The sequence below is a fragment of the Leisingera sp. CC-HEC093 genome, from assembly GCF_059429195.1.
The window spans coordinates 2,560,001-2,586,958 of the sequence record NZ_JCAIJR010000001.1 but is presented as its reverse complement, the minus strand read 5'-3'; the positions used below and the strand labels follow the sequence as shown (position 1 = coordinate 2,586,958).

21 protein-coding genes, 3 tRNA genes, 2 rRNA genes and 8 pseudogenes (1 of these 34 running past the window's edge) are annotated in these 26,958 nt (G+C 59.2%); 17 read left to right on the top strand and 17 right to left on the bottom strand.

What is annotated here, in order from left to right:
* Positions 1 to 49: 49 nt before the first annotated feature.
* Positions 50 to 373, top strand: a complete 324-nt coding sequence (locus tag AC5STB_RS12590) for a cation:proton antiporter domain-containing protein (RefSeq protein WP_495443161.1) — start codon at positions 50 to 52, stop codon at positions 371 to 373.
* Between the two features lie 176 nt (positions 374 to 549).
* The gene (locus AC5STB_RS12585; protein ID WP_495443160.1) at positions 550 to 1,059 is read left to right on the top strand and encodes a cation:proton antiporter domain-containing protein; all 510 of its coding nucleotides are present in this window, start codon (positions 550 to 552) and stop codon (positions 1,057 to 1,059) included.
* Between the two features lie 384 nt (positions 1,060 to 1,443).
* Here the strand turns inward: AC5STB_RS12585 and bla are convergent, their stop codons facing one another.
* Complete coding sequence (gene bla / locus AC5STB_RS12580) at positions 1,444 to 2,325, bottom strand: class A beta-lactamase (protein ID WP_495443159.1); 882 nt, start codon at positions 2,323 to 2,325, stop codon at positions 1,444 to 1,446.
* 126 nt (positions 2,326 to 2,451) lie between these two features.
* On the opposite strand from bla, the gene AC5STB_RS12575 reads away from it, so the two are divergent.
* Positions 2,452 to 3,351: a LysR family transcriptional regulator gene (locus AC5STB_RS12575; RefSeq protein WP_495443158.1), complete on the top strand. Its 900-nt coding sequence runs from the start codon at positions 2,452 to 2,454 to the stop codon at positions 3,349 to 3,351.
* Between the two features lie 492 nt (positions 3,352 to 3,843).
* Positions 3,844 to 4,914: a PRC-barrel domain-containing protein gene (locus AC5STB_RS12570; protein WP_495443157.1), complete on the top strand. Its 1,071-nt coding sequence runs from the start codon at positions 3,844 to 3,846 to the stop codon at positions 4,912 to 4,914.
* A 320-nt stretch (positions 4,915 to 5,234) separates the two neighbouring features.
* Here the strand turns inward: AC5STB_RS12570 and AC5STB_RS12565 are convergent, their stop codons facing one another.
* Positions 5,235 to 5,645, bottom strand: coding sequence for an ATP-binding protein (locus AC5STB_RS12565; protein ID WP_495443156.1), 411 nt, complete (start codon positions 5,643 to 5,645; stop codon positions 5,235 to 5,237).
* 112 nt (positions 5,646 to 5,757) lie between these two features.
* Positions 5,758 to 5,898, bottom strand: a pseudogene (locus AC5STB_RS12560) (AAA family ATPase); the annotation flags it as partial.
* Here AC5STB_RS12560 and AC5STB_RS12555 point away from each other — a divergent pair.
* Positions 5,879 to 6,244 (top strand): annotated as a pseudogene (locus AC5STB_RS12555) (integrase core domain-containing protein); the annotation flags it as partial. The pseudogenes AC5STB_RS12560 and AC5STB_RS12555 sit on opposite strands and share 20 nt — an antisense overlap.
* Positions 6,245 to 6,281: 37 nt before the next feature.
* Here the strand turns inward: AC5STB_RS12555 and AC5STB_RS12550 are convergent.
* From AC5STB_RS12550 to AC5STB_RS12535, 4 genes are all read right to left on the bottom strand, one after another.
* Positions 6,282 to 6,425, bottom strand: coding sequence for a hypothetical protein (locus AC5STB_RS12550; RefSeq protein ID WP_495443155.1), 144 nt, complete (start codon positions 6,423 to 6,425; stop codon positions 6,282 to 6,284).
* 85 nt (positions 6,426 to 6,510) lie between these two features.
* On the bottom strand, positions 6,511 to 7,620 hold the full coding sequence (locus AC5STB_RS12545) for a DUF3618 domain-containing protein (protein WP_495443154.1): 1,110 nt from the start codon (positions 7,618 to 7,620) through the stop codon (positions 6,511 to 6,513).
* Positions 7,610 to 8,011, bottom strand: coding sequence for a phage holin family protein (locus AC5STB_RS12540; protein WP_495443153.1), 402 nt, complete (start codon positions 8,009 to 8,011; stop codon positions 7,610 to 7,612). The genes AC5STB_RS12545 and AC5STB_RS12540 overlap by 11 nt, the downstream gene beginning before the upstream one ends.
* The gene (locus AC5STB_RS12535; RefSeq protein WP_495443152.1) at positions 8,008 to 8,487 is read right to left on the bottom strand and encodes a hypothetical protein; all 480 of its coding nucleotides are present in this window, start codon (positions 8,485 to 8,487) and stop codon (positions 8,008 to 8,010) included. Before AC5STB_RS12535 ends, AC5STB_RS12540 begins: the two co-directional genes overlap by 4 nt.
* Positions 8,488 to 8,771: 284 nt before the next feature.
* On the opposite strand from AC5STB_RS12535, the gene AC5STB_RS12530 reads away from it, so the two are divergent.
* Positions 8,772 to 9,269, top strand: coding sequence for a DUF892 family protein (locus AC5STB_RS12530; RefSeq protein WP_495443151.1), 498 nt, complete (start codon positions 8,772 to 8,774; stop codon positions 9,267 to 9,269).
* Positions 9,270 to 9,312: 43 nt separating this feature from the next.
* Here the strand turns inward: AC5STB_RS12530 and AC5STB_RS12525 are convergent, their stop codons facing one another.
* Together AC5STB_RS12525 and AC5STB_RS12520 are read right to left on the bottom strand one after the other, a co-directional pair.
* Entirely contained in the window at positions 9,313 to 10,056 is a 744-nt protein-coding gene (locus AC5STB_RS12525) for a Crp/Fnr family transcriptional regulator (protein ID WP_495443150.1), read from the bottom strand.
* A 189-nt stretch (positions 10,057 to 10,245) separates the two neighbouring features.
* A pseudogene (locus tag AC5STB_RS12520) lies at positions 10,246 to 10,734 on the bottom strand (IS5 family transposase); the annotation flags it as partial.
* Between the two features lie 416 nt (positions 10,735 to 11,150).
* On the opposite strand from AC5STB_RS12520, the gene AC5STB_RS12515 reads away from it, so the two are divergent.
* The 7 genes from AC5STB_RS12515 (at position 11,151) to AC5STB_RS12485 (ending at position 17,098) form a co-directional block, all read left to right on the top strand.
* Positions 11,151 to 12,023 carry an STAS domain-containing protein gene (locus AC5STB_RS12515; RefSeq protein WP_495443149.1) on the top strand — a complete coding sequence of 291 codons (873 nt, stop codon included), beginning with the start codon at positions 11,151 to 11,153 and terminating at the stop codon, positions 12,021 to 12,023.
* Between the two features lie 3 nt (positions 12,024 to 12,026).
* Positions 12,027 to 12,386 (top strand): STAS domain-containing protein, encoded by a 360-nt coding sequence (locus AC5STB_RS12510; RefSeq protein WP_495443148.1) that lies wholly within the window; start codon positions 12,027 to 12,029, stop codon positions 12,384 to 12,386.
* The gene (locus tag AC5STB_RS12505; RefSeq protein WP_495443147.1) at positions 12,383 to 12,790 is read left to right on the top strand and encodes an ATP-binding protein; all 408 of its coding nucleotides are present in this window, start codon (positions 12,383 to 12,385) and stop codon (positions 12,788 to 12,790) included. The genes AC5STB_RS12510 and AC5STB_RS12505 overlap by 4 nt, the downstream gene beginning before the upstream one ends.
* A complete protein-coding gene (locus AC5STB_RS12500; protein WP_495443146.1) occupies positions 12,787 to 13,785 on the top strand; it encodes an ATP-binding protein in 999 nt (332 codons plus the stop codon). Before AC5STB_RS12505 ends, AC5STB_RS12500 begins: the two co-directional genes overlap by 4 nt.
* 4 nt (positions 13,786 to 13,789) lie before the next feature.
* Positions 13,790 to 14,923 carry a sensor histidine kinase gene (locus AC5STB_RS12495; RefSeq protein ID WP_495443145.1) on the top strand — a complete coding sequence of 378 codons (1,134 nt, stop codon included), beginning with the start codon at positions 13,790 to 13,792 and terminating at the stop codon, positions 14,921 to 14,923.
* 135 nt (positions 14,924 to 15,058) lie between these two features.
* The gene (locus tag AC5STB_RS12490; RefSeq protein ID WP_495443144.1) at positions 15,059 to 15,382 is read left to right on the top strand and encodes a hypothetical protein; all 324 of its coding nucleotides are present in this window, start codon (positions 15,059 to 15,061) and stop codon (positions 15,380 to 15,382) included.
* A gap of 312 nt (positions 15,383 to 15,694) precedes the next feature.
* Positions 15,695 to 17,098, top strand: coding sequence for a pyridoxal phosphate-dependent decarboxylase family protein (locus AC5STB_RS12485; protein ID WP_495443143.1), 1,404 nt, complete (start codon positions 15,695 to 15,697; stop codon positions 17,096 to 17,098).
* Positions 17,099 to 17,159: 61 nt separating this feature from the next.
* On the opposite strand, the pseudogene AC5STB_RS12480 reads toward AC5STB_RS12485, so the two are convergent.
* The 3 genes and pseudogenes from AC5STB_RS12480 to pqqE all read right to left on the bottom strand — a co-directional run.
* Positions 17,160 to 17,549: pseudogene (locus tag AC5STB_RS12480) on the bottom strand (transposase); the annotation flags it as partial.
* Entirely contained in the window at positions 17,497 to 17,892 is a 396-nt protein-coding gene (locus AC5STB_RS12475; RefSeq protein WP_495444641.1) for a hypothetical protein, read from the bottom strand. The gene AC5STB_RS12475 and the pseudogene AC5STB_RS12480, both read right to left, overlap by 53 nt.
* A gap of 413 nt (positions 17,893 to 18,305) precedes the next feature.
* Positions 18,306 to 19,325, bottom strand: a pseudogene (pqqE, locus tag AC5STB_RS12470) (pyrroloquinoline quinone biosynthesis protein PqqE); the annotation flags it as partial.
* Between the two features lie 68 nt (positions 19,326 to 19,393).
* On the opposite strand from pqqE, the pseudogene AC5STB_RS12465 reads away from it, so the two are divergent.
* The 4 genes and pseudogenes from AC5STB_RS12465 to AC5STB_RS12450 all read left to right on the top strand — a co-directional run.
* Positions 19,394 to 19,985, top strand: a pseudogene (locus AC5STB_RS12465) (transposase); the annotation flags it as partial.
* A complete protein-coding gene (locus AC5STB_RS12460; RefSeq protein WP_495443142.1) occupies positions 19,963 to 20,541 on the top strand; it encodes a DUF6544 family protein in 579 nt (192 codons plus the stop codon). The pseudogene AC5STB_RS12465 and the gene AC5STB_RS12460, both read left to right, overlap by 23 nt.
* A gap of 404 nt (positions 20,542 to 20,945) precedes the next feature.
* Positions 20,946 to 21,821: pseudogene (locus tag AC5STB_RS12455) on the top strand (IS3 family transposase); the annotation flags it as partial.
* A gap of 309 nt (positions 21,822 to 22,130) precedes the next feature.
* Positions 22,131 to 23,001 (top strand): annotated as a pseudogene (locus AC5STB_RS12450) (IS3 family transposase); the annotation flags it as partial.
* A gap of 249 nt (positions 23,002 to 23,250) precedes the next feature.
* On the opposite strand, the gene AC5STB_RS12445 reads toward AC5STB_RS12450, so the two are convergent.
* From AC5STB_RS12445 to AC5STB_RS12425, 5 genes are all read right to left on the bottom strand, one after another.
* Positions 23,251 to 23,327: transfer RNA gene (locus AC5STB_RS12445), tRNA-Met, on the bottom strand.
* 45 nt (positions 23,328 to 23,372) lie between these two features.
* A 5S ribosomal RNA gene (gene rrf / locus AC5STB_RS12440) occupies positions 23,373 to 23,487 on the bottom strand.
* A 115-nt stretch (positions 23,488 to 23,602) separates the two neighbouring features.
* Positions 23,603 to 26,432, bottom strand: a 23S ribosomal RNA gene (locus AC5STB_RS12435).
* Between the two features lie 407 nt (positions 26,433 to 26,839).
* Positions 26,840 to 26,916 (bottom strand) — tRNA-Ile (locus tag AC5STB_RS12430).
* A gap of 26 nt (positions 26,917 to 26,942) precedes the next feature.
* Positions 26,943 to 26,958 (bottom strand) — tRNA-Ala (locus AC5STB_RS12425) (it continues 60 nt past the right edge of the window).

Sequence of the window (26,958 nt, the reverse complement as noted above, 5' to 3'; positions counted from 1 at the left end):
CCGGCCCCGTCTGTATCCGAAGCCATGGGAAATCGTCAGCGAGCTGACGGTGATTGTAGCGCTGTTCGCAGCCGGGCTCCGGCTTGACAGCCTTCGGCCCGGGCAAAAATGGCGCCCGACGGTCAGGCTTCTGCTGATCGGCATGCCGCTGACCATCGCCGCGGTTGCCGTGCTGGGATGGGGTCTGGGCGGGATGACGACAGCAGGAGCGATCCTGCTAGGCGCTGTGCTAGCGCCGACAGATCCCGTGCTGGCCGGGGATGTTCAGGTCGGGCCTCCGATGGAAGGCAAGGAGCACCCGGTTCGCTTCACTCTGACAACTGAAGCTGCATTGAACGACGGGCTTGCCTTTCCTTTTGTCTACTTGGGCTGATCGTCGCGGTCCAGGGGCTGGACCCTCAAGGCTGGCTTGCGGACTAGCTGCTGGTCGATGTGATGTACCGGATCTCGGCAGGTGCGGTGATGGGGATCTGCGGCGGCTGGGCTCTGGGCCAGGTTCTGTTTGTCTTCCCCCGATGAGCCGCGCTCGCCAGCACCGGTTCGGGTGTTGTGGCGCTGGCCGGCGCCCTACTGTGCTATGGGACCACGGAACTGGTGGAAGGCTATGGTTTCATTGCGGTAGCAGCAATGGGGCTGACCCTGCGCCGCATCGAAAATGAGCATCATTTTCACCGCCGGCTGCACGACTTCTGCGAAACCACAGAACATGCGCTGACGGTGCTGCTGCTGGTGGCGCTCGGCAATGCGCTCCCGGTTGTGTTCGAAGATCTGAACTGGATGCAAGTCCTGATGGCATTTTTGCTCATCGCGGTGATCCGCCCCATGGCCGGCTGGATTTCGCTCATAGGATCCGGTCTCAGCTCGCGTGACCGTGCTGTTGTTTCCGTCTTCGGGGTGCGCGGGATCGGGTCGATCTATTATCTTTGCGATGCCGGAGCCCACCTGGAATTTGTGAATGAACCGGAACTCTGGGCATTGATTGGATTGACCTTCCTGTTGTCAACCATGCTGCATGGTTTCACCGTCGGCCGCGCCATGGAGGACATCGCAGAGAAATGAATGCTTCGGCGGTCCGCTTTCGGCAGGTCTCTATCGAAAAGGTTAGCTAAAAAAGCGCGGCGGCCAGCATGGCGCCGCTGCCGGGTACGGCTGGCTAGCGATTTACGTTGGCCCGGTTCGCGGATTGATAGCAATGTTGCTCAGGATTCAGCTTACGCATCTGCAGAGAATGGCTCTTTCGACGGGTCGCTACGTATGTTCTCTCTGCGCAGCGGCTGCGGAAACCTTCCAGAACAAGCACGGAGAGCAGCCATTCGCCGCGGTCAAAACCGGCCGGCTGCCAGGCCGAGTGCTGGTATTCAACCGGCACAGTTTCATGCTGCACTCCGGCGAGCTGCAAGACTTCTCCGGACGCGAATTTCCGCGTCCTGGCCCGAGCCTGCCTCAGTCCCGGATCACCGCCATGACTGCGCCGCCAAGCTCCTGCAGGGCCGCGTTGCGCGTGTCGAAATCCGCATCTGCGTCCGACAGAAAAATGGTGATGATCCACGGCGCGCCTTTGCGGGGTGTGACAATAGCGATGATGTTGCGCGTGTGGCTGCCGCTGCCGGACTTGTCGAGGACCTGCCAGTCCGCGGGCGCGTCAGCGCGCAGCAGGTTGCCCGTCACGCCGCCATGGCTCATCCAGTTTGCCAGCTGGCCGCGCGATGCCGGGGACAGCGCACTGCCCAGCAGCAGCTTTTCCAGCGTGGCGGCCATTGCCGCCGGGGTTGTGGTGTCGCGCGGATCGCCGGGGACGAAGGTGTTCAGGCCGGGCTCGCGCCGGTCCAGACGGCTGACCGGGTCGCCGATGCTGCGGAAGAACTGCGTGACTGCCTGCGGCCCGCCAAGATGGTCGATCAGGATATTGGTTGCGGTGTTGTCGCTCATGTCGATGGCAGCCAAGCACAGCGCGTCGATCGTCATATCCTCGCCAACCCGCGTTTCCGTGACCGGCGCGTAGGACTGCAGGTCCGCCTCGCGCACCGGCAGCGCGTCGGAAAGAGCCAGAGCCCCCGCATCGTGCTGCGCGAGAACGGCCCCGCAGATCGGCGCCTTCACGGTGCTGTTCATCAGGAAACGTTCATCTTCCCGGTGCGACCAGGACGTCTGCCCGCCGACCTCTTCGAGCGACAAGCCGACGCGCCCGCCAAGCCTTTGCTCAACTTGCGACACAGTTTCGGCCAGCGCCTTGAGGCGCGTGTCAGCTGCGGACATGGTGGCCAGAGACAGGCCAAGAGCGAGCCCTGCCGCTGCGCGCGACAAGACGGAAGCGGTGAACCGCATGGGGTGTTCCTTTCCGGATATGTGCCATAGACGACATCAGGTGATGTCATGCGTCTGGTATATTTCAGCTTGATCCGGCGCTACAAACGACAAATCTTATCGCCTGCCATTAGCTGAGGTATTGCCATGGATCGCCCCGACCTGCCGTTGAACGCCCTGCGCGTGTTCGAGGTTGCCATGCGGCAGGGCAGTTTCACCAAGGCCGCCGTCGAACTGCGCGTGACCCAGGCCGCAGTCAGCCATCAGGTCGCGCGGCTGGAGGATCTGCTGGGCGCCACCCTGTTCCTGCGCACCTCGCAAGGGCTGGTGCCCACCGACGAGGGGCAACGGCTGTTCCCGGTGCTCGAACACGGGTTCGACGCGATGGCGCGGGTGCTCGGCCGCCTTGATGGACAGCGCGACGTGGAGGTGCTGAAGGTCGGCGTGAACACAACCTTTGCGCTCGGCTGGCTGATGCCGCGGGTCGATGCCTTCCGGCAGGCGCATCCAGAGATCGATCTGCGGATTTCGACCAACAACAACCGGGTGGAGATCCTGCGCGAGGGGCTGGACATGGCGATCCGCTTCGGCACCGGCGGCTGGACGGGCCATGACGCAATCCCGCTGATGAAGGCGCCTCTGGCGCCGCTCTGCGCGCCGGGGCTGGCGGCGCGCCTGCGGCACCCGTCGGACCTCGGACAGGTGACGCTTCTGCGCAGCTACCGCAGCGCTGAATGGCCGGGCTGGTTCGAAGCCGCAGGTGCGCCCTGTCCGCTGGTCACAGGCCCGGTTTTTGACAGCTCGGTGGCGCTCGCGGAACTGGCCGCCTCGGGGGCAGGTGCTGCGTTGTTGCCCGTCGCCATGTTCGAGAGTTTCATTGCCCAAGGCCGACTGGCGCAACCCTTCTGCGTCACCTTTTCCGCCGGGCGTTACTATCTGGCCTGGCCGTCAGACCGCCCGGCAACACGAGCAATGAACTCATTTTCCCGATGGCTCTCTGGGCAGAGCGCGGAAGAGGCAAAGCCTATAACCTTTGCTGGCGCGTGACCTGCTGACCGGTGGACTTCACACCGTCCCATCGCTGCGGCCAGTTTCGATAGGCTGCGCAAATGGCCTAACCACCGACAGAGGTGGGGCCTAAGTATCGAAATGCGGAGCAGCCTGTAGAAGGCGAAAATCGCAGTGGCGCGCAAGCTAGCTGTCGTAAAGCATCGCATGTGGCGCGACAACGCCCCGTTCCACACCGGAGCGGGTCGACGATGAGGTATCAAACCAACTGACTGAGACGGAAACCGCGAAAGTAATCTCCTAAATGCTGTCTTAGATTAGTTTGACCGCAATCCCTCCGGGTTCTGTATCTGATACCCTTGGATCAGCTTGAAAAAACGGCAAAATCGCCAATTTGGGCCGCCGATGGCGGTGTCACGAAGCCCCGTGCTTTGCGTTTAAGGCCTTCGGCTAATCGAAACGATAGGTAGTGTTGTCAGTCACCGACGATGGCGGTTCGGCTGACGCCGTCAGTTGTTTAAGGATACCAAAATGACCTCAACCACGAGAATACTCCTCGGCACCGTTGCACTTGGAGCAATTGTTGCTGGCAGCGCATTTGCGCAGACCACCGATACCGACGAAACCACCGTTCCCGTTCAGGGCGGCCAAGTGGTCGTTGAGCAAGAAGACGCCACCGTCAATGTGACAGTCCCCGATCCCAACGTCGAAGTAACGCAAGGCCAGGCGGTCGTTACTGTTGACCAGCCGCAACCAGAAATCACAGTGGTCGTGCCCGAACCGACTGTGCGCGTGCGTCAGCAAGCACCTACCATTACCATTGAACAAGCTCAGCCGCAGATTACTGTCGTCATTCCTGAACCGGTCGTCACCGTCATGGTGCCGAAGCCGCAGGTTGATGTGGAGACCGGTGAGCCGATTATCGATCTGGACCAGCCGGAGCCCGTCGTCCGGTTCATTCGACCAAAGCCCAAGATTACAATCCAAGAGGCGCAGCCTCGCATTGAGTTCCAGCAGGGAGAGGCTCAGGTCAATATCTCTGAGGCAGATGCTGCTGAGGTGAACGTGACGCAGGAAGATGCGCAAGTGAATGTGGAGCAAGGCGACAGCGCCAACGTGTCTCTCACGAGCGAGGATCCGGAAGTCAACATCTTGGACGGCGGCGAAGCTGACGTGGAAGTCGAGCAGATGCAGGCGCGTGTCGTCATGCAAGACTTCAAAGCCGACGAAAATGGTAACATGGCGGACGAAGATCGCGCACACTATCAGGATACGGTCAAGGTCTTGCCGATCTTTGATCGCAAGGCTGAAGACCTGATCGGTCGCAGCGTGGCAACTGATACCGGCGAAGACGTTGGCGAGGTTGACTTCATCGGTATGCGCGGCCAGACGCTTGTGGCGATCATCGGTGTGGGCGGTTTCCTTGGCATGGGCGAAAACGAAGTTGCTGTGCCTGTCGAAAAACTTATCTTGCGCCGGGACGAACTGATCCTGCCGGAATTCACGCAATCCCAGCTTGAGAACATGCCGGAATACAACGAGAACGAGGTCCGCGTATTGAATCCGGGCCTCCGATTGGCGGAACAGCTTGGCCTTGATTAAGCGCCCATGGCATAGCAACAAGTTTGGCTATGTCATCCAAGGGGGGAGTGTCTGAGCCGGTGTTCCTTGTTTTCAGGCACTTCACCTATTTCTTGCCCTCAGAAGGCGTGGAAGCAAGGAAGCAAGGAAGCAAGGAAGCAAGGAAGCAAGGAAGCAAGGAAGCAAGGAAGCAAGGAAGCAAGGAAGCAAGGAAGCAAGGAAGCAAGGAAGCAAGGAAGCCATATGACTGGGATAAGCTGGACTGTCAAAGCCGATTGAACTTTCCATAAAAGTGCCGAAGTAAATTTCCCTGCTTGCCCGGTCCCGGTAATCAGCAAGCGTCAGTGATCAGCGGCTCCATTCCTTGTTTTGATGGCCGTCGGCGGCGCTTTGGTGGCGGTGGCGGAGCGATTGGGGCGATGCAGGGATATGCTTGGGCAGGAGGTCGGTATAGTTGTGCAGACCGTAGCTGGCACCGTCGATCCGGATGACACAGCATGATTCAGGAGCCCGCCGAGAAGCGCGGTGGCGACAACAGGATCGCCGAGTGTCTCGCCCCATCCGGCGACGCCACGGTATGAGATGATGATCATGGCGCCCTTGTCGTAGCGGGCGTTGACGAGCCAAATGAACAAATTGGCGCCACCGGTGGTGATTGGCGGGTAACCAATCTCGACGACGATCAGCAGAGAAGCCCGGGCATGGAAGCGGAGTTTGAAAGCCAGCCGGTCCGCTCGCTCGGCTTGGCTCAACGCTACAATCAGATCGGTTAGGGTTGTGCAAATAACGATTTTGCCCGCCTTGAACCGCGGCTACCATGAGTGCCGTGGCTAAATGCGATCTTCCTGTGCTTGGCGAGGCGAGAAAGTGGGCGGCTTCGGCGCGGCGGACGAAGTCGAACTGGGCCAGGGCCGCGATCCGCTCTCGGCCGAGCGATGGCTTGAATATGACATCAAAGCCCTCGAGCGTCTTGACGGGCAAGAGTTTGACGGTGTTGCGGATCATGACGGATCGCGGCACGGAATATTGCGGTCGTGTCGGCCAACACGATTTCTAGCTCTTACAGGCCATCGACGACATCGACCACACCAAGACCAAGGTGAAGTCACCCCAGACGAACAGGAACTGCGAGCGGTTCCAAAAGACCATGCTGCAAGAGTTCTATCAGATCGCGTTCCGCAAGAAGCTCTATGACAGCATCGACGCGCTTCAAGACGATCTGGATGACTGGCTGCGCCACTTCGATCACGGGCCCACTTATCAGGGCAAAATGCGTTGCGGCAGAACACCGTTCGACACCACGATCGAGGGCAATGAAATCTGGAAGGTAAAGTTCGTGAGCCGGACTTGACATGACATGACAGGCCCCGCCCGAAAACGGCCAACCGTCAGGTCACATCTAAACCACTACAAAATAGTGCCAGCAAGCCGTAGCCGGCAACGCCAGCCGCAATCAATCCGACGCGATCTTCTGCGATTTCATCCTTTGGGCGCAACGCGATGTCCTCCGTCCAGTTGCCGGACTTCTGCAAGTGTTTCAGCCTCCCGGCCTCGTGTCATAGACCCACCTTGCGGCTACAAATAAGGGGCGGCCGAATCGGCCGCCCCTTCATGAACTTAAACTTTCGGCTTACCGAGACCTTTGTCCTTGGCAGACGTCTGAGCCTTGTCCGCCACGCGTTTCGCAGCGGATTTTGCCTTGTCACCCACTGCTTCGACAGCCGACTTTTTACCGGGCGCACTAGCATCAAGATCCACCTTGGCCTCCAATGCGATATCCTTGACTTCATCTTTGACAGCCTCGGCGACCGACAGTGCTTTGGCTGTCTCTTCCTCGAAAATGCGTTCCGCCTGGTCAAAAAGGTCGTCGCTTCGCGCGCCCATTATACCGTCTTCAGTCTTGGTCCGAGGCAGCGCGCCGCCCATGGCCGCCCCAACAGCCAGCGCAAGCGCACCGACCACGAGAGGTTGGCGGTCATAGAAATCGGCAGCAGTATTCGCACCATCTGACATTGTCCGCGCTGCCGTTCGCTGCATCTCAATGGCCTTGCGACGCGCAGTGACCACCCGCCGACGGGCTTCCTCTGACAATGCTTCTGTACCCTCAGCGATGCGGCTGCCCATTTTCCCCGCGCTGTCCCGCACGGATTGTGCGCCACTGGCAACGAATGACTTTGCAGAGACGGCAGCCTTTGACATGGACGAGCCAGCCTTGGACGCTCCATGTTTGACCGACGCGGTGGCGTGTGCAGCGTTGTCTTTCGAAGCAGCGGCATTGTCAGACAGCTTGTTACCCATGCCACTACTGTCACCGTCGTCGACGTCGCGCGCCCAAGACGGTGTTGCGCTATTGTCCGAAATATAAGTCCTCGGCGGCGTGGAAGAACGCCCTTGCGCCAGCCGCGTGCGGCGGAAGTCTCGTTCCGCATCACTGTGAGGATTCTCGTCATTTTGCACCGCGCGCCCTACTGGTCGCTGCGCGTTTCCGATCATCATCCATGCAAGCCCGATACCAGTCAGTGCTAGCGGGATAGGATTGGCTTTGACCTGATTGGAGATCGAACGACCCATGTCCCCACCGTGTTCGCGGAACTGATCGCTGATCTGTCGCACGACCGTGTCGATGGAAAACTTGTCCTGCAAATGCTCAATGTTCGACGCGAGGTCTGATCGCTGCTCTTCAATCTCGCGTTCAATTTCTTTCGGGCTGCGGCTATCATTTGCCATCGTATGCGTCCTTTACGGCTGCTGCATCGCGCTGAACGTTTTTGACCGTCCGTGTCGGGGCGAGGCTTGAGAGTTTGAGGTCATTGATGCCCTTGTTGATCAGGAAATAGGCCAGCAGGCCCAGCACTGCGCCAACGATCAGGGCAGACCATCCCGCGTCCAGACCAGCTTCAGTCAATGCTGCAACAAGGGCTGCTGCCAGCACGTTGAGAGCAACCAACGCAATAACGGCCGCGCCTGCGATCAAGCCGATGGCCACGCCCGATTTGGCGATATTCTCGCTGATTTCCGCACGGGCGAGATCAACTTCGCTGCGCACCAGACCGGTGACATTGCTCATTACATCCGACAGGAGGTTGCCGGCGCTTTTGTTGGTGGGGTCGTCGCTCATGAGTAGTCCCCCGATTGCGGTGCGTAGCGGTCATGTGACAGCTCCGAATTCCCGTCACTCGAAGCCTTGGCAAATCGCGTTGCTGCGAAACCGATCAAGGCAGCGCCTCCGAGAAACACGAGCGGGTTCTTCCGAGCGAAAGCGCTGACATCCTGCACCATCGTGCCGAAATCTTTTTCGCGCATGGCATCGGATACATCTGCTAAACCTTCGGCGATCTGACCAAAGGTGCGCTCTTGAGGTGACCCCGTGCGCATCTCTTCGGCTGCAGTACGCAATGCGGAGGCGACGCCTGACACCTCATCTGCGACGGATGATTTAGCTGCATCAGCTTGTTTGGCTGCTGCAGATGCAGCATCCCCTGCTACTTCACCGGCAGCTGATTTGGCCTGCTCAGCTAGCGTGCTCGCCTTCTGTTTCGATTTCGTCGTGACCGGCGACTGTTGGCCGGCCTTCGAGGTCTTGTCTGTCGGCATTGTGTTTCTCCAGTTCAGGTTCAGAATGCGAGATTGATGACGGCCAAAACGACGACAATCAGTCCGATGAGATAGAAAAGGTTGTGCATTAACGGCTCCTCCGAGATGGGGCTGCATGCAGGAGCCCTTGATCGGAGCAGCATAGAAGCTTCCAATGACGGCAGGGACGTCCAGACACTAATCTCGTTTAGCTTCAGAAGAAAAATCATCGATTTCGCAACTTTTTGCGCTTACTGAGCAATTGGTCTGGGATAGTATGAAGGCGCATTCTGAAGGGACTGGCAATGCGTATCAGCACATTGGAAGACCTCTACATCGAGCAACTCAAGGACATCTATAGCGCGAACACGCAGGCGCTGGATGTAACCTATGAACTGGCGGCCGCCGCGGCTGAAGAAGGCCTGGTCGAAGCGCTCAAGGCGGGGTCGGCTGGCATTAAGGATGGGATTGCCGCGCTTCAGGAGATCGCTGACCGGCACGACGAGCGCATTGAGGGTGAGCACTGCAAAGGAATGGAAGGTTTGGTGAAGGAAGCACGCACCCACGCGCTTGAAGAACCTTTCGGCGAAGTCGAAACCAAAGATGCTATGATAATTACCCAGTATCAACGGCTCGTCCACTACGCGATCGCAGGATACGGTTGTCTCGCCGCCTTTGCCGACCGGCTGGAGTTGGATGATGATCTTGCTGCGCTGAAAGGCTGCCTCGACGCCTCCTATGATGGAGATCGCACAATGACAGAACTAGCCACCGGCGGCATTAATGAGGACGCCGTTGCCTGAAGTTGATTGGCACAGCTCTTTCGGTTGCGCCGACCGTTTCGCTTTAAATGGCCGGGGGAAACCACGAAGTGTCCATGGTTTGATAGGCATTCACGAATTCGCAGTCTTTTTCCCATTCATCGCGCTTTAAAAGGCGAACATAAGGGCGCTCGATTTTGATGTCGCCATTGTCGACAAATTTGCGCAATAGCTTGTTCACGTAAATTGATGTGAGCCCGATCGCTTGTCCGATCTCGACTTGGCTGAATGGCACCCGGAAATGGTTGCCGAGTCCCACATTTGCCACTTCAAGCCGCGAGCGCAGTTGCAATAGCCAAAATTTTAATCTGCTCGACGCATCCATCGCGCCGAGACTGTTCGCGTGGTGCCGCAGTGCGATCTGGTCAAGACTGCTCAGCGCAGTTAACAAAGCACCTAACCTCGGATACTCGGAGTAGAGAGGTGCGAGACCTTTTCGTGGAAACGGGCAAACCTTTCCATTGGTCTGCATGGTGATGCGATGATTGGCGTGGGTCGCGCCAAGTTCTGCAATGCCCATGACCTCCCCCGGCAGATAAACGCGCAAGATTTGGCTTCGACCGTCTGAGCTGAAAGCCTTCACAACAGCCCACCCGGTTTTCAGGACCATAATCCCCTCGGTCAGGTCACCGACATCTACAACGATCCGCCCTTTACGAAGCTCGTGCTCATCTTTCTCCATTTCCATAACGAATGCACTTTCCGCTTCCGTCAGGGCCACAAAGCGCGAAAGTCGACTTACCAGGCAGCTATCATAATCAGCAGTCATGCAACTTCTTACCACGGATTAACGCTGCCGCGCACATTCCCCACTACAAGCGGGCTATAAAAGGCTTTCGCAAAAGACTGCGCTCAAGAGGACAGATCATCGTGTACCTTGTCCTTATCATTTTTTCCGTCATCATCCCGCCGCTCGGAGTGTTTCTCCAAGTCGGCTTGAACCGCCCCGGGTTTGCCGGAGGCTGCGCCATTGGCGCCGCCCCTGAACGCCGCGCTTGCGGGCCTGCCACTCACCATCGCCAAGGAACTTGATCCCGGTGCTGTCCACAAGCAGGTTCAGCCGCTCGTCGGCGCGGCGATATGGGATCTGGACGGCCAGCGTTCGATGGGCTTACGCGGCCCCACTGGGGCCACGGTCCCAACTCACTCTGTCGGCGGCACAGCGTAGAGAAATCCGGAACGGGCCAGTCCAGACCCGCCAGGTGCAAAAGGCTGGTGACCATCCCGACGGTCTGCCGGAGTGGCAGCTTGAACAGAACCTTGATCGACAGGCAGAACTGGATCGCCGCATCCAAGAAAACCGCAGGGCGGCCGGGGCTGCCATCATGCGGCGCGAGCCAGGTCATCTCTTTGTCCAACCAGACCAGAAGCGCCCCCGCTTTCTGAGCGCATCGTTATAGTGGGACCAATTCGTCGTACGGTAGCGGGCAAGTGCGGGCTTGCTCATCTGCCCCGTCTAACCGCATGGATCCGTGATGTGAATCCTTAGCGATCAGAGTTCTGCAGCAACGCCGGTTGCACACCATGTGGCGTGCGCTGCGGAGCTTCTGTGATTTTACTAACACAGCATGCAGATCCTTGCCCGGTGCCGGACAGTGTAAAAACTCATGGAGTATGGAAACGGGTCTTGACCGCACCGCGATGAGATGACCGCTACATGCGGCGAAGTGGCCGATCGCCGCGGCGGCGCTGACTGCCGGTTTGTTCGAGAAAAAATGCTGGATCTTGTATAAGCGTTGCGTAAGCCCTGCCGTGCGCCAAACTATCCTCTACTGCGCCTGAAACTCGTATGCTATCGGTTCGCAGATGGTCCGCTTTGCCGGACGGTCCTCCATTTGCAAACACACGAAAGCCGTTACTTCGATGAGCAATACCGCAACAGCTACCGTTCTCGCTATTCTTGAAGAGGAATTCCAGGCCGTTCACGAGGCCTGGCTGGGCACACAGGGTGAAGAAGGCCTGAAACGTTCGGATCTGTTTTCCGACAGCGAAGGCCGAGAGCATACAGTCGCTCTGCTGCAGTCATTCGCCATGGGTGTCCGCAATGGGGTGACTGGTGAGGATTTCGACCTGGACGGGGCCGCTTGGTCCGAGCTGCGCAACGTTCTGGCAGATCTCACCAAAGAGCGCGTGCGCCGCGGTGTCACCCCGACCGAGATGGCATCGTTTGTTTTTGCTCTTAAACCTGCCCTGTTTGAGCGGATGCGTCAGCGCAAATCGCACGATCCAGCCACCCTGATCGAAGAAGTCTGGCTGATCTCCCGCGTCATTGATGCCTTTGCCCTGTACACCAATGAAATCTTCATTGCTGAACGCGAGCAGGTGATCGAGCGCCAGCGCGAAGAGATGCTGGAGCTTTCGACGCCTGTGGTCGAATTGTGGGACAGGGTGCTGACGCTGCCGCTGATCGGAACCCTCGACTCCGCCCGTGCCCAGGACGTGATGGAAAACCTGCTCGAGGCGATCATGCGCGAGCGCGCAGAGGTGGTGATCGTCGACATCACCGGTGTGCAGGTGGTGGATACGCAGGTTGCCCAGCATCTGCTGCGTACTGCCTCCGCCGTGCGGCTGATGGGGGCGGAGTGCATCATCAGCGGGATCAGCCCGAAAATCGCACAGACCATGGTGCAACTGGGTGTGGATGTCGGAAATGTGACCACCCGCTCGACAATCCGCAGGGCCATCGGCGATGCGCTGGACCGGCTTGGCTACCAGATCACGGCCAAGGGCGCCTGACCAATGGATGCCGCCTCGATCCACCTGGTTGAAGACGTCCTGCTGGTCGCCATCCAGGAAGACATCACCGACACCGATATTCTCGACCTTCAGGACGTTCTGTCAGAGCGGGTTTCGGCCGAAGGCGCGCGCGGTGTCGTGATCGACATCAGCACGTTGGAAATCGTCGACACCTTTGTCGGCCGGGTCATTGCGCAGCTCGCCAACATCGCAAATCTGCTTGACGCCGATACCTTCGTGGTGGGAATGCGCCCTGCTGTTGCGATGACACTTGTGGAACTCGGCATGCACCTGCCCGAGACGCAAACCGCACTCAGCCTCACGCATGCGGTGCAGCGGCTGCGTGCGGCTGCCGGAGGATGACCGCGCAGGAAAGCCAGCCCGCAGGGCGGATTGCCTTGCTGAGCGACCGCGATGTGGCGCGCGCCCGCCGGGCGGTCGCGCGCGCGATGGAGGACCTCGGTGCCCGCGCGATCCGGCGGACGCGCTTCGTCACCGCCGTCAGCGAAATTGCCCGCAACGCCGTGGTGCATGGCGGCGGCGGAGAGATGACCGTTTTTGTCCACGGCGACCCGCCAGGGGTTAGTATCTGCTGCCAGGATAACGGCCCGGGAATTGAGAACATCAAGCTGGCGATGAGCGATGGCTTTACGACCGCTGGAGGGCTTGGGCGGGGATTGGGCGGCGCACGGCGGCTGGCCGACAGCTTTGAAATCGAAACCGCTCCCGGCGCCGGGACAATAATCCGAATGGCGGCACAGCTATGAATTTGTGGCTTGAAATTGATGACCCTGCCGCGGTGGCGCCTGCCAGGCGGCGGGCCAAGCAGGCAGCCCAAGCCCTGGGGCTGTCCGAAACCCGCCAAGAAGAGGCCGCCATTGCAGCGACCGAGGCTGCGACCAACGTGCTGCGCCATGGCCGTGGCGGCCGCTTTCTGATCCAGGCATTGCGGCTGCCGCGCGGTGCGCGGCTGGTCCTCATTGCTGCTGACGACGGTGACGGAATTTCGGACCCGGACCGTATGATGCGCGATGGCGAAAGCGGCAGCGGCACTGCCGGCCTTGGCCTTGGCGGAATGCAGCGCCTCTCCGACCGGTTCGACCTTTGGACGCAGCCCGGCAAAGGCACCATCACCGTCTGCGAGTTTGCGGCGCCGGGTGCCGAGCTATCGCGGGAGGGCGTGGATCTCGCGGCTTTGACGGTTTGCCACCCTGCAGAGACCCGCTGCGGCGACGCCTGGTCTGTCCGGGAAACGCCGCAGGGCACCGAAGTTCTGCTGTGCGACGGCCTAGGCCATGGTGCGTCCGCGGCAGCGGAGGCCGAAGAAGTCATCACGACCTGTGCCGCGGAGAGTGGAACGCCGGAACAAGTGCTGAGCCGCGCATCGCGGGTCCTCAGCGGCCGCCGGGGCGCTGTCGCATCCGCCCTGCGCATACGCCCAGGGCTCGACATTCTGGAGTTCGGCGGCGTCGGAAACATCGCCACCTTCAAGGTCAGCGGCGGTGTCTCCAAGCGTTTCCCGGTGCGCGACGGCCGTCTTGGCGGTCCGCCCTTGCACGCATTCGGTGAAGAGACCGCGCTGACGCCCGGCGATCTGATCATCATGCATACTGACGGGATCGCCACAATCCGCACCGGCGATTTGCCCGCCGGGCTTTTCAGCCGCGCACCGCTGACGATTGCCGCGGCGCTGATGCACTGGAACTTCCGCGGGCGGGACGACGCCGGAATAGTCGTGCTGCGCGTGAACAAGACTGGGTAGGATTATGACGGAAACACTCATCACCCTTCGCATCGAAAAAGATACGGACATCGCCCGGCTGCGGCAGGCCGCGGCGGCTGTGGCAGATGTGCTGGGGTTCGGAACATTCAGCAGAACACGCGTGGTGACCGCCCTCATAGAACTTGCGCGCAACGCGCTGGAATACGCGGGCCATGGCCGCGCACGCCTCGCGCTCAAGGCGGATGGAAACCGTCTTGCGTTGCGCGCGGTGGTACTCGACCAGGGTCCGGGCATTGCGCAACTGGACGAAGTCCTGGGCGGCAACGACATAACAACCAGTGGGCTTGGACTGGGCTTGCGCGGCGTCCGCCGGATTGCCGACAGTTTCGATGTCCAATCCAGCGCCGAGGGCACGAAGGTCGACGTCAGCTTTCGCAGCGATCTGCCGGCGGCCGCATTCAGCGAAGCGACCGGGCGGGTCACCGAGGCCCTTTCTGGCATGGAGGGGGCCGATCCGTCGGCCCTGCTGGCGGAGCAAAACCGCGAATTGCTCGAGGCGATCGAGGCCCGGGATCTGCTCATGCAGGAGATCCATCACCGGACCGGCAACAACCTCACCCTGATCAGCGCCCTGATCCGCATGAGCGGTTCCTCAACACAGTCCCCGGAGGCCAAGCAGCTGCTCAGCGAGCTGGATACCCGCGTCCGCGCCGTCATCAAGGCGCACGAGCTGATGCAGCATTCCAACAGCGGGGACATGGTGCCGCTGCTGCCGTTTCTGCGCGATATCGCCCGAAATGCCGAAAGTGCGTTCAACGGGGCGTGTTTGAGCGTGGGGGTTGAGGTTGGAGGCGATGAGCTTTGCGTCTCAGGCAAGACCGCCGTGGACCTCGGGCTAGTGGTCGGCGAGCTTGTAACCAACGCCTACAAACACGCCTTCACAGGCCGCAGCCAAGGCACGATTCAAATTGAGCTGGATTGCGGAGACGAAAATTCCTGCCTGACAATTGCGGACGACGGCAAAGGATTGAGCGATGGCGCCGAGCGTCCCGAAAGGTCGAACTCACTGGGCTGGCGGCTCATTCGGACAATCGCTCAGCAATATGGGGGCGCCATTGAAACGAATGGAGAAAACGGGCTCTCAGTTTCGATCTGCTTTTCAGAACGATTGGTGTGATCCTCCGAATTCCGTCTCATAGGGGCCAACTTTCAACGTTGGCGGACAGCAAATTTCATTTGCTGGTAACGGGCTTTCGGATTTGGGTAGGAGGCCATCACCGGCAGTACACTAAGTGCCGGCGAAGCAACTGCATTGCTTGCAGCGTGTTACCGGGAGCGGGTGTCGCGGCTGATCCGGAGCCTTGGGTCTGCCGAGGGGATGGAAGAGGCCAAGGAGGCGCTGCGCGCATTGGTGGAGCGGATCGTGCTGACGCCTGCGGCGGAGGGCACCGGCCTGGATCTGACCCTTGAGGGCGACCTGGCCGGGCTGCTGCGCCTTGCGGCGGGTGCGGAGCGCCCAAACACGAAGAAGGCCCCGGACGGTTTGCCCGAAGCCTTTGATATTTCTAGAGAATTAGTGTTGGTTGCGGGAGCAGGCAACCGCCGTATCCTACCTGCTCTCTCTGCAATTATATAGACCCATGATAGCACGCAGCTAACGGCACCTTTGCACAGGTAGCGACCATTGCAAAGTCGCGAACTGTGGGCGCCCTTCAGAACCCAAACGGCCCTCACCTGCCATTTGTCAGGGTTCCCGTCGCCACAGTCCAGCCTCCCCAATGCGGCCGTTCGCAATCAGGTACAGCATTTCTAACTAACCAATGCCTCGGCCGGGACGAAACACTCTTTGGCCACATGTAAACCAAGGCATTTCTGAGTAATCCATGCTACCTTTCCACGGGTAGTATTCTGGTAGCGGGTATTTGTGGTGGGACGAGTGCGGCAAGGTTTGAGTGAAGGACAGGCGCACGCCTTAGAAGCAGCCTACAAGGCGGCGAAAACCTATCGCCAGGAACTGCCAAAGGCGCCAGCGCGGCCTGCCTTGGGACTTGGCGAATCTGCGAGCCGTTTTCTGAGCCCTCTTCCTGAAACGGGGGTGCCGGAAAGTGAGGTAATCGGGGACATCGTGCGGCGGTCTGAAGGCGGTCTGCACAAAATGGCGGGGCCGACCTTCTTCGGCTATGTCCTCGGCGCATCGCATCCCGTCGGTGTAGCTGCCGACATTCTGGTATCAGCCTGGGGTCAGAACGCGGGTTCATCTTTTGAAACGCCTGCAATAACCGGAATGGAGCGCGCTGTTTGCAACTGGGTTATTGAGTTGCTGTCACTGCCATCCAAAAGCGGAGCCGGTCTTGTCACGGGCGGCACAGTGGCAAACATGGTTGGCGTCATGGCCGCACGCAATGCGCTGCTGGCTGCGCAAGGGTGGGATGTTGAAGCTGACGGGCTGTTTTCTGCACCCGAGATCCCCGTATTGATCGGGCAGGATGCGCATTCCGCCCCATTCGCTGCCCTGCGTTATGCTGGTTTCGGCGCGGGCCGGACAAACATCGTCGCGGCGGACGGCGAAGGGAGGATAAAACCGGATGCGTTCCGGGCTGCCCTGGACAGCTGCAGCAGCCCGCCGCTTATTATCCTGCAGGCAGGTCAAATAAACACCGGCGCCTTTGATCCGTTTGCCGAGCTCATACCAATGGTGCGCGAGCGGAACGGCTGGGTTCATGTGGATGGTGCTTTCGGGCGCTGGCTCGCTGCCGTGCCTGAATTCGCAAACCGCTTGGAGGGTGTCGAAAAAGCAGACAGTTGGGCGATTGACCTGCACAAGTGGCTGAACGCTCCATTCGATGCGGGCATGGTAATCGTGCGCGACCGGGCGCCGCTCGTTGCATCGATGTCTGCCCGGGGTGCATATCTTCCGGATACAACAGAGCATTGGGAGCCAAGTGATTCAACGCCGGAGCTATCCCGGCGTGCAAGAGGTGTCCCGAGCTATGCGATACTTCAGCACCTCGGGCGGGCAGGCATTTGTGAAATGGTAGCCCGCCACTGCCGACTGGCAGAGCGCATTGCCCGAACGGTTTCGAACGAGCCCGGCCTGATGGTTCTGAACCAGATCCACAGCAACCAGGTCGCTATTTGCTGCGGCGAGGGGCCGGATGGCGACGATCTGACCATGCGGGTCCTGAAGCGCATTCAGGACAATGGAAAGGTATACCCCACCCATGGCGAATGGGCGGGCCGGAAGATCATTCGAGCCTCTGTTATCGGATACGATATGAGGGAGGAGGATGCTGATCTTCTCTCATCTGAAATCATTGAAGCTTATCGTCTTTGTAGTACTGGTGGTCCCTGAGATGATTGGCCTTGTTGCACAAATCGGGGGCTGAACGCAGCTCCCCTTTCCCCGGATAGACTTATTCCACGGGCCGCGTAACAGGCATGCCAAGCGCGGTGTAGCCGCTCAGCACGGCGATACGAACCTGCAGCTCGGCGACCTGGCGCTCGAAGTCTCGGGCCATCAGGGATTGGCCGAGCAGCTTGATGCAGTTCATCTTGCTTTCGACACGGCTCCGACGGTGGTAGCCGCTCCACCGTCGCCAGATGGCGCGGCCCAAGCACTTCGAGGCTCGCAGCGCTTCGTTGCGGGCGACGGCGCCGGGACTCGTTGGTTTCCAAGGCTTTGCGTTCTTGCGTGGCGGTATGACAGCGGCGGCATTTCGGGCAGCGATTGCCTCGTGGCACTTTCGGGTATCATAAGCTCCGTCGGCGGTGACCGATGCGATGCCCTGATCCGCTTCGATCTGCCAGAAACTCGCGGGCTGCAACTGGATGAGAATGAACTTCTGTGTACAAGGTCGGCGCATCAGAACGCAGTCTGCGGGTGTAGCTCTTGCCGGACGACGCCGTGACTGTTTCACGTATTTCACAGCAGCGCCGGTCATGCAGCGCCTGCAGTTCGCTGATTGGGATGGCGCCGTGGCGCAGGACCGGAACCGGCGCACGCCGATGTTCGACATGTTTGGAGAATTCCGGACTTCTCAGCGCTTCTTCAAATATCTGTCTTGTACTGTTCCACTGGTCTTTCGTGCCCTTCACCAGCTGCGGCTTCCGGGTATAAGTTTCGACGTGGACGTACTGGTAGGCCATGAGGCGGTACTCCTTTTTTCATTGGGTACGCGGCCTCGGCGAAAACGCAAAACGCGGGTCCGCCTCAGAAACTCTTCCTTACGAGGATAAGCTCTTTTGCCATATTGTTTTTCTGTCTCTTTGGGCAGCTCAGACAGGCGCACAAATGCGCGTAAAGCTCCCCAAAGAGACAGACTATAGGTAGCTGAAGCTACCTCGTCTGCCCCTTACGCCGGGGAGGCGCTCCAGCAGCCCTGCGGGTGCTTGCGCGGCCGGTTCCCGGCCTTGCGTTTGGACTGTTTCGAACGGCTTGAAGTGCTTTCGAGTGTCCATCTCGACTTCAAAGCGGCCAGCTTGCCAGCACTTTTTTGCGCAACCCAGGGTTTTGGCTATCACAAGGATGCTCCGAAAGCCTAGGTCAAGGCTCGCGTTACTTAGCAGGCCGCACTCCGGTAGAAAAAAGCAGTTTCAGTATTGCTTCCACCTGTTTCAAGAAGCTCAACCACAGTCTGATGCCGCGGTGATTTCCGGCACACGGGATCGGTTGCGCCTGCATCCCCGGCCAGGGCCAGCGCCTGGCAGCGGCAGCCGCCAAAATCGGTTTCCCTACGGTCACAGCTGCGGCAGGGCTGCGGCAGCCAATCCGTGCCCCGGTAGGCATTGAATGCCGCGCCCTCGTACCAGATCGCCGCCAGCGGTTTGCTGCGTATATTGTCGAAGTTCAGATGCGGGATGGTTTGGGCCGCATGGCAGGGCAGCACGGTGCCGTCTGGCGCAATGTTCAACCCGGCTGTGCCCCAGCCGCCCATGCAGGCCTTGGGATAATCCGCATAATAGTCCGGCGGCACAAAGTCGAAGGCCAGCACCCCGCGCAGCCGCTGCTCTGCCTCTGCGACGATGCGTTTGGCGTCCTCAGTCTGCGCGCGCGTCGGCAGCAGCTGGGCCCGGTTGCGGGACGCCCAGCCGTGAAACTGCACACAGGCCACTTCGAGCCGCCGGGCACCCATTTCGACGGCCATGTCGACGGTGCGTTCCAGATCATCCAGATTGTGCCGGTGCATGACGGCGTTCAACGTCAGGGGAATTTCCCGGGCCTTGATCTCCGCCGCGATCTTCATCTTGCGGTCAAACCCGCCCTTGTAGCCGCCGATCCAGTCCGCGAGCTCTGCAGTCGTGCCCTGCAGGGACAGTTGAATATGGTCCAGCCCCGCTGACTCCAGGGCATCCAGCCGCTTGGGGGTCAGGCCGATGCCGCTGGTGATCAAATTGGTATACAGGCCGCAGCCCTGTGCCGCGGCGGTCAGTTCCGCCAGATCGGGGCGCGCGGCGGGTTCGCCGCCGGACAGGTGCAGTTGCAGGACGCCCAGTTCGGCAGCCTGGCGGAAGGCATCCGCCCATTCGGCGGTGGTCATCTCCGCCTCGCGGCCCAGCAGGTCCTGCGGGTTCGAGCAATAGGTGACCTGCCCCCCGCGAAATCCCTCACCATGATGTAGAGTCTGCCCAACCCTGAAGGAGCAGACGAATGCGGAAGAGCCGTTTTACCGAGGCGCAGGTTATCGGGATGATCAAGGAGCAAGAGGCAGGCATGCCGACGGCGGAGGTGTGCCGCAGGCACGGACTCAGCCCAGCAACATTCTACAAGCTGACGTCCAAGTATGGCGGCATGGGGGTGTCGGAGGCCGCGCGGCTAAAGGTGCTGGAGGACGAGAACGCCAAGCTGAAGCGGCTGCTGGCCGATACGATGCTGGATCGAGCCATTGGAACGCCATTGGTCCGAGAGACAATGGCGAGGGTGGTTCTGAAGGATCTTCTGGGAAAGAACTGACGACGCTGACCAAGCGGCGAGAGGCAGCGCTCAGGGCGCTGCGGGATCACGGCATCTCGCAGCGCCGGGCCTGCCGGCTTGTCCACTGCCCGCAGTGGTTTGCTTGCAAACCGTGAGAGGGGGTGTCGACCCAAAGACAGTCCGGCGCGAACGCCCGCCGGACTGCCCTGAGATCCGTAAAGAGATGCAGGAGATCGCCGGAAAGCGGCGCCGGTTCGGCTACCCGTTGCCCGGCAGGCGATGCTTGCATCGCCGAGAGGGGCGGATTGGCGTGTTGCTTGTCCGGCGATCACGACCATGGGCGCTCCGCCTTTGGCAGACTGGTTGCGGAAGCGGCTTTCTGGGCGCCGGCGGGCCTGCTGCCGGGGCCGCATGTCCGGTGGGAAGAGGCGGGGCCCGATACGGCACGTGCGATCATCGCCTATGACGGCCTTGAGCAAACGGTCGATATCGAAGTCGCTCCCCATGGCCAGCCCCAATCGGTTGTGATCCAGCGCTGGAGTTCGGAGAACGCCGACAGGACCTACCGACAGCAACCCTTCGGCGGCCACCCGAGCCTGTCATCCCGGTACCGGGAGCTGATCGGGGACCTGGCTGGCGCCCTGAATGCGCCAGAGGTGCGGCGGGAGGCAACGGCGTCGCTGCGGGCGCTGATTTCGGAGGTGCGGATGGTTCCGGACGCGGATGCGCCGGGCGGGCATCAGCTTGAACTTGTTGGGGAATTAGCAGGGATCATGGCTCTGGGGAGCCCTGAATCGAAAAAGCCCCCGCTTTTTGCGGAGGCTTGGTCGGAAACGCTGGTTGCGGGAGCAGGATTTGGACACTGTTTCATTCAAGCCCGATAACTTGCGGCTGCGTTGCCAGCTGCCATCCGTTGCAAGCGTAGTCTAGTTTTCTCTAACGTCCGCTGTGCGCAGGAAGCTGCCGCTTCACAGTTGCGAACCGTCGTCGCCCTTCGGAACCTGACCGGCCCATTCCAGACCTTCGCCCTACCTTCACTTTGCTGCAGGCGCAGCCCGCTTTCCGGTCATTCGCTGCGCGAGCAAAATCTGGAGATGATCGTACTCACAGACGCGGGACATTCCCGACTTTGGGTTTTCGCTCTTCGCTGACGCAGCATCAGCTCGCGCCCGCAGCACATTTGTTGCGGCATCGCAGCGGTCATCACCGAAGCGGTCATCAAAAAGCTCAGAATTCGACCCGATCCCAGACCACACTTTCGCTGCAGCTCGATTGGACGCAAGTGGGCGCCAAGGAGCTCTGCCGAAAGCACCGCATTAGCGATGGCACCTTCTATAAATGGCGCTCGAAGTATGGCGGCATGGAAGTGTCCGAGGCCAAGCGGCTGAAAGCGCTCGAGGCCGAGAACGCCAAGCTGAAGAAGATGCTGGCCGAACACATGCTCGATGTCGCCACGCTGAACGAGATGCTGGGAAAAAACTTCTGAAGCCCGGTGCAAGGCGGAGAGCGTGGACTGGGCCATGAAAAAGAAGAATTACAACCAGCGGCGGGCCTGTGCCTTGGCCGGGATTGATCCGCGCGTCTATCATCGGCGATCAACCAGGCCTGAGGACACGGAGCTCCGAGAGAGGCTGAAGGAACTGTCCGGAGAGCAGCGGCGCTTCGGCTATCGACGGCTGCACCTCCTGCTGGGCCGGGAGGGCGGCAGGTGAACTGGAAGAAGCTCTACCGGATCTACCGTGAAGAAGGCCTGACAGTGCGTAAGCGTGGCGGTCGCAAGAGAGCGATCGGAACGCGTGCGCCCATGGTGATCCCGCAAGGGCCGAACCAGCGATGGTCCCTCGACTTCGTCTCGGGCAGCCTCTCGGACGGGCGCCGGTTCCGGGTGCTTTGCGTCATCGACGACTTCAGCCGGGAATGTCTTGCCTGTATCATCGACACGTCGCTGTCCGGTCAGCGGGTTGCCCGTGAACTCGACAAGATCGCCCGGGTGCGTGGTTATCCCTGCATGGTGGTCAGCGACAACGGAACGGAACTGACATCGAATGCCATCCTGCGCTGGCAGGAAGACCGACAGGTCGGATGGCACTACATCGCGCCTGGAAAGCCCATGCAGAACGGCTTCGTCGAGAGCTTCAATGGCCGCCTGCGTGACGAGTGCCTTCTGTAATCGGGGCGTGTTCGTCAAGCGCGGTCGGGTTTGGTTCCGTCATGGGGTCATGCTTCTGTCCGCGGTCGGCCCGTCGTAGGGCGCGCCGCATGTTGGCGGTCGAAGGTGAGGCGGACGATGCTAAACGGCGGGCTTGCGTGACTGCGCGCAGATGCAGCACCAGGCACTCGTGCGGCCTTCGCCTCATCCCCGTCCCTGACGGGACCCTTTCCGAAGCACTGGCGAGCTGGCGCGCCGGCTTCGGGATTGAGCCTCCCCAACTGAACTGGTCCAGCGCTATGTTTAGGAAACGGAGGACCGAGAATGGCAAACAAGCGACCCAAGCCGGAAGAGATTGTCTCGAAGTTACGGCAGGTTGAAGTTCTGATGGGTCAAGGAATGCCCCGTCTTGATGCGATCAGGCCACCCAGATCGGCGTTGTTGAACAGACCTATTACCGCTGGCGCAAGCAGTATGGCGGAATGGGCGTAGATCAATTGAAGGAACTGAAGCGGCTGCAGAAGGAAAACGAGCAACTGAGAAGAGCTGTATCTGATCTGACTTTGGATAAATTGATCCTGAAGGAAGCTGCTCGGGGAAACTTCTAAGCCCCGTGCGCCGTCGCGCTTGCATCGATCACGTTCGAAGCCAGCTCAAGGTATCGGAACGCAGGGCCTGTCGGGTTCTTGGGCAGCATCGCTCCACACAAAGGCATATCCCGAAAGGCCCTGCAGATGAGGGTCGTTTGGTTGCCGACATGATCGAACTGGCCAGACAGTTTGGCCGCTACGGCTATCGTCGGATCGCTGCTTTGCTCAGAGAGGCAGGTTGGTCGGTCAGTGATGGCCGTGTCGAACGGCTCTGGCGGCGAGAGGGGCTGAAGGTTCCAGCAAAACAACCGAAGAAAGGGCGGCTCTGGCTGAATGACGGATCATGTGTCCGGCTGAGGCCCGCGTATCGGAACCATGTCTGGAGCTACGACTTCGTGCATTGTCGGACAGATGACGGAAAGGTCTTCCGGACGCTGAACATCATTGATGAGCACAGCCGGGAATGTCTGGCGATCAAGGTGAAGCGCAAGCTGAACTCGACAGACGTGATTGATGTTCTGACAGACCTGTTCATCCTGCGTGGCGCTCCCGCCTTCATCCGCTCGGACAATGGCCCTGAGTTCGTTGCACAGGCGGTTCGGGACCGCAAACGGGTCACCCAGCTGATCAAGGGCCTTGGCTCCGCCGGAGGCATGGAAGAGGCCAAGGAAGCGCTGCGCGCATTGGTGGAGCGGATCGTGCTGACGCCTGCGGCGGAGGGCACCGGCCTGGATTTGACGCTGGAGGGGATCTGGCCGGGCTGTTGCAACTGGCGGCGGGTGCGGAAGTCCCGAACACGAAGAAGGCCCCGGATGTCTTACCCGAAGCCTTTGATATGTCAGGTGAATTAGTGTTGGTTGCGGGAGCAGGATTTGAACCTGCGACCTTCAGGTTATGAGCCTGACGAGCTACCTGGCTGCTCCATCCCGCGTCAGGTTTGTTTGATATCGTATTGAGAGATTTTGGATTTTACTAGGTTTGGCGGTGACCTACTCTCCCAGGGCTTGAGCCCAAGTACCATCGGCGCGACAGTGCTTAACTTCCGGGTTCGGGATGGGACCGGGTGTTTCACTTGTGCTGTAGCCACCAAACCGAGAAAAATCCACTCCGGCGCGCCTTTATTGGGAGCGCCGGTACAATCACGTTGTCCAAGTCAGTTAGGGATGTTTGCTTTGATTGGTTTTGTAACACTGTCTGTTACTGGATCAAATCAAGCCTATCGGGCGATTAGTACCGGTCAGCTGAACGCATTGCTGCGCTTACACCTCCGGCCTATCGGCGTGGTGGTCTTCCACGGCCCTCAGGGATACCTTGTTTTGAGGGGGGCTTCCCGCTTAGATGCCTTCAGCGGTTATCCTGTCCGATCATAGCTACCCAGCACTGCTATTGGCATAACAACTGGTCCACCAGTGGATCGTTCACCCCGGTCCTCTCGTACTAGGGGCAACTCCTCTCAAGTATCCTACACCCACGGCAGATAGGGACCGAACTGTCTCACGACGTTCTAAACCCAGCTCACGTACCTCTTTAAACGGCGAACAGCCGTACCCTTGGGACCTGCTCCAGCCCCAGGATGAGATGAGCCGACATCGAGGTGCCAAACACTGCCGTCGATATGGACTCTTGGGCAGTATCAGCCTGTTATCCCCGGCGTACCTTTTATCCGTTGAGCGATGGCCCTTCCACGCGGGACCACCGGATCACTATGGCCGACTTTCGTCTCTGCTCGACTTGTCAGTCTTGCAGTCAGGCTGGCTTCTGCCATTGCACTCAACGAGCGATTTCCGACCGCTCTGAGCCAACCTTCGCGCGCCTCCGTTACTCTTTAGGAGGCGACCGCCCCAGTCAAACTACCCGCCACGCAGGGTCCCGGATCCGGATAACGGACCGCGGTTAGACATCAAGAGTGCGAAGGGTGGTATCTCAAGGGAGGCTCCACCGGAACTTGCGTTCCGGTTTCGATGCCTACCACCTATCCTGCACATCACAATCCTGATGCCAGTGCGAAGCTGTAGTAAAGGTGCACGGGGTCTTTCCGTCTAACCGCGGGAAGCCTGCATCTTGACAGGCAATTCAATTTCGCTGAGTCGATGTTGGAGACAGCGGGGAAGTCGTTACGCCATTCGTGCAGGTCGGAACTTACCCGACAAGGAATTTCGCTACCTTAGGACCGTTATAGTTACGGCCGCCGTTTACCTGGGCTTCAATTCGGAGCTCTCACCCCTCCTTTTAACCTTCAGGCACCGGGCAGGCGTCAGACCCTATACGTCGCCTTGCGGCTTCGCAGAGCCCTGTGTTTTTAATAAACAGTCGCCACCCCCTGGTTTGTGCCCCCGGATCCAAGTTGCCTTGAACCCGGGCCTCCTTCTCGCGAACTTACGGAGGTATTTTGCCGAGTTCCTTCAACATCGTTCTCTCAAGCGCCTTGGTATTCTCTACCAGTCCACCTGTGTCGGTTTAGGGTACGGTCTGATGGAGGGCTATTTCCAGGGACTGATCAGCAGCCCATTCAATCCGATAAGGATGAACTACCTTCACAATCCGTCACATCCTCCTGGCCCACGAATATTAACGTGGTTCCCATCGCCTACGCCTTTCGGCCTCGGCTTAGGGGCCGGCTTACCCTGCTCAGATTAGCTTTAAGCAGGAACCCTTGGACTTTCGGCGAGAGTGTCTCTCACACTCTTTGTCGCTACTCATGTCATCATTCTCGCTAGTGATCTCTCCACCGGATGGCTCACGCCCCGGCTTCATCGAAAGCTCCTTGCGTCCAATCTTTCCCGCAGGAAAGTAAGGACGCATGGAACTATGTCACACTACGCTCTGCTACCATGCACTATGTGCATCCTCGGCTTCGGCTCATGGCTTGAGCCCCGTTACATCTTCGCCGCAAGACATCTTGATTAGACCAGTGAGCTGTTACGCTATCTTTAAAGGATGGCTGCTTCTAAGCCAACCTCCTGGTTGTTTTGGACGTCTCACCTGCTTTCCCACTTAGCCATGAATTGGGGGCCTTAGCCGGAGGTCAGGGTTGTTTCCCTCTCCACGACGGACGTTAGCATCCGCCGTGTGTCTGCCATCTAGTACTCCCGGGTATTCGGAGTTTGGTTAGGATCAGTAAGCCTGTGGGGCCCCATTACCCATCCAGTGCTCTACCCCCCGGGGTATTCGGATGACGCTCTACCTAAATAGATTTCGCAGAGAACCAGCTATCTCCGAGTTTGATTGGCCTTTCACCCCTAGGCACAGCTCATCCCGATCCTTTTCAACGGATGTGGGTTCGGTCCTCCAGTGCGTGTTACCGCACCTTCAACCTGGCCATGCCTAGATCACTCGGTTTCGGGTCTGATCCCACGAACTCATGCGCCCTATTAAGACTCGCTTTCGCTGCGCCTCCGCCTAACGGCTTAAGCTTGCTCGTGAGACCAAGTCGATGACCCATTATACAAAAGGTACGCTGTCAGCCCTCAAGGGGCCTCCAACTGATTGTAGGCGTTCGGTTTCAGGTACTGTTTCACTCCCCTCGCCGGGGTGCTTTTCACCTTTCCCTCACGGTACTGGTTCGCTATCGGTCAGTAAGGAGTACTTAGCCTTCGGAGGTGGTCCTCCGATCTTCGAACAGGATTTCACGTGTCCCGCCCTACTTAATACGTCCCTCAGAGCTTAGAATACGGGGCTGTCACCCGCTATGGCCATGTTTCCCAACATGTTCTTCTCACTCATCAGGCTCGGCTGGTCCGCGTTCGCTCGCCACTACTAACGGAGTCTCTATTGATGTCCTTTCCTCCGGGTACTTAGATGTTTCAGTTCCCCGGGTTTGCTCTTAAAGACCTATGTATTCAGTCCTTAAGTACCTGGTTAAACCCATTATTGATTACCAAGGGTAACAATAACGGACTTTCAGGTGGGTTCCCCCATTCAGAGATCTTGGGATCAAAGCCTATTCCCGGCTCCCCCAAGCTTATCGCAGGGTATCACGTCTTTCATCGCCTCTTACTGCCAAGGCATCCACCAAACGCCCTTCTCGCGCTTGATTTGATCCAGAAAAAGACAGTGTTTCATGCCACGGTGCGGAAGCTGGTAAGAAACCGCACCCTTATTCTGAACCAAAAAGCAAACTATCCCGCTCCCGGTCATGTCGGTGACCAGGAACTTGTTGCGCAGTCTTGCGACCGCGCGGGTTAGTGTACTTGACTTGGACAACACTGTCGTTTCAACCAGGCATACTCCAGGACGTCTGAGGAAACATGACGTGTTCTGAAGCTCGCCTCACTTCCGAAGAAGATCAGCACCTGACTGAGGTCTGTCCCACACTCGGGCGACCAACAGTATTGTTGATTGTATCTCTCTTAACGATGTCAATTTTCGTCTGAAGAACAGACGTTCAAACAGTCTCAAACTGCTTGAAGATATGTTCTTCCATACGGCCACCCCTGCGAGGGGTGGTGGGTCGAGGAGGACTTGAACCTCCGACCTCACGCTTATCAGGCGTGCGCTCTAACCACCTGAGCTACCGACCCGTATTGTTGCGGGCCGTTTGCATAAGTGGTGGAGCCTAGGAG

Excerpts from the sequence above, each read along its gene's own strand:
- AC5STB_RS12530 (WP_495443151.1), top strand. The coding sequence starts at position 8,772 with ATGCGTATCAGCACATTGGAAGACCTCTACATCGAGCAACTCAAGGAC.
- bla (WP_495443159.1), bottom strand. The coding sequence starts at position 2,325 with ATGCGGTTCACCGCTTCCGTCTTGTCGCGCGCAGCGGCAGGGCTCGCT.
- AC5STB_RS12535 (WP_495443152.1), bottom strand. The coding sequence starts at position 8,487 with ATGCCGACAGACAAGACCTCGAAGGCCGGCCAACAGTCGCCGGTCACG.
- AC5STB_RS12475 (WP_495444641.1), bottom strand. The coding sequence starts at position 17,892 with ATGGCCTACCAGTACGTCCACGTCGAAACTTATACCCGGAAGCCGCAG.
- AC5STB_RS12510 (WP_495443148.1), top strand. The coding sequence starts at position 12,027 with ATGGATGCCGCCTCGATCCACCTGGTTGAAGACGTCCTGCTGGTCGCC.
- AC5STB_RS12525 (WP_495443150.1), bottom strand. The coding sequence starts at position 10,056 with ATGACTGCTGATTATGATAGCTGCCTGGTAAGTCGACTTTCGCGCTTT.
- AC5STB_RS12495 (WP_495443145.1), top strand. The coding sequence starts at position 13,790 with ATGACGGAAACACTCATCACCCTTCGCATCGAAAAAGATACGGACATC.
- AC5STB_RS12515 (WP_495443149.1), top strand. The coding sequence starts at position 11,151 with ATGAGCAATACCGCAACAGCTACCGTTCTCGCTATTCTTGAAGAGGAA.
- AC5STB_RS12500 (WP_495443146.1), top strand. The coding sequence starts at position 12,787 with ATGAATTTGTGGCTTGAAATTGATGACCCTGCCGCGGTGGCGCCTGCC.
- AC5STB_RS12570 (WP_495443157.1), top strand. The coding sequence starts at position 3,844 with ATGACCTCAACCACGAGAATACTCCTCGGCACCGTTGCACTTGGAGCA.
- AC5STB_RS12540 (WP_495443153.1), bottom strand. The coding sequence starts at position 8,011 with ATGAGCGACGACCCCACCAACAAAAGCGCCGGCAACCTCCTGTCGGAT.
- AC5STB_RS12505 (WP_495443147.1), top strand. The coding sequence starts at position 12,383 with ATGACCGCGCAGGAAAGCCAGCCCGCAGGGCGGATTGCCTTGCTGAGC.
- AC5STB_RS12575 (WP_495443158.1), top strand. The coding sequence starts at position 2,452 with ATGGATCGCCCCGACCTGCCGTTGAACGCCCTGCGCGTGTTCGAGGTT.
- AC5STB_RS12545 (WP_495443154.1), bottom strand. The coding sequence starts at position 7,620 with ATGGCAAATGATAGCCGCAGCCCGAAAGAAATTGAACGCGAGATTGAA.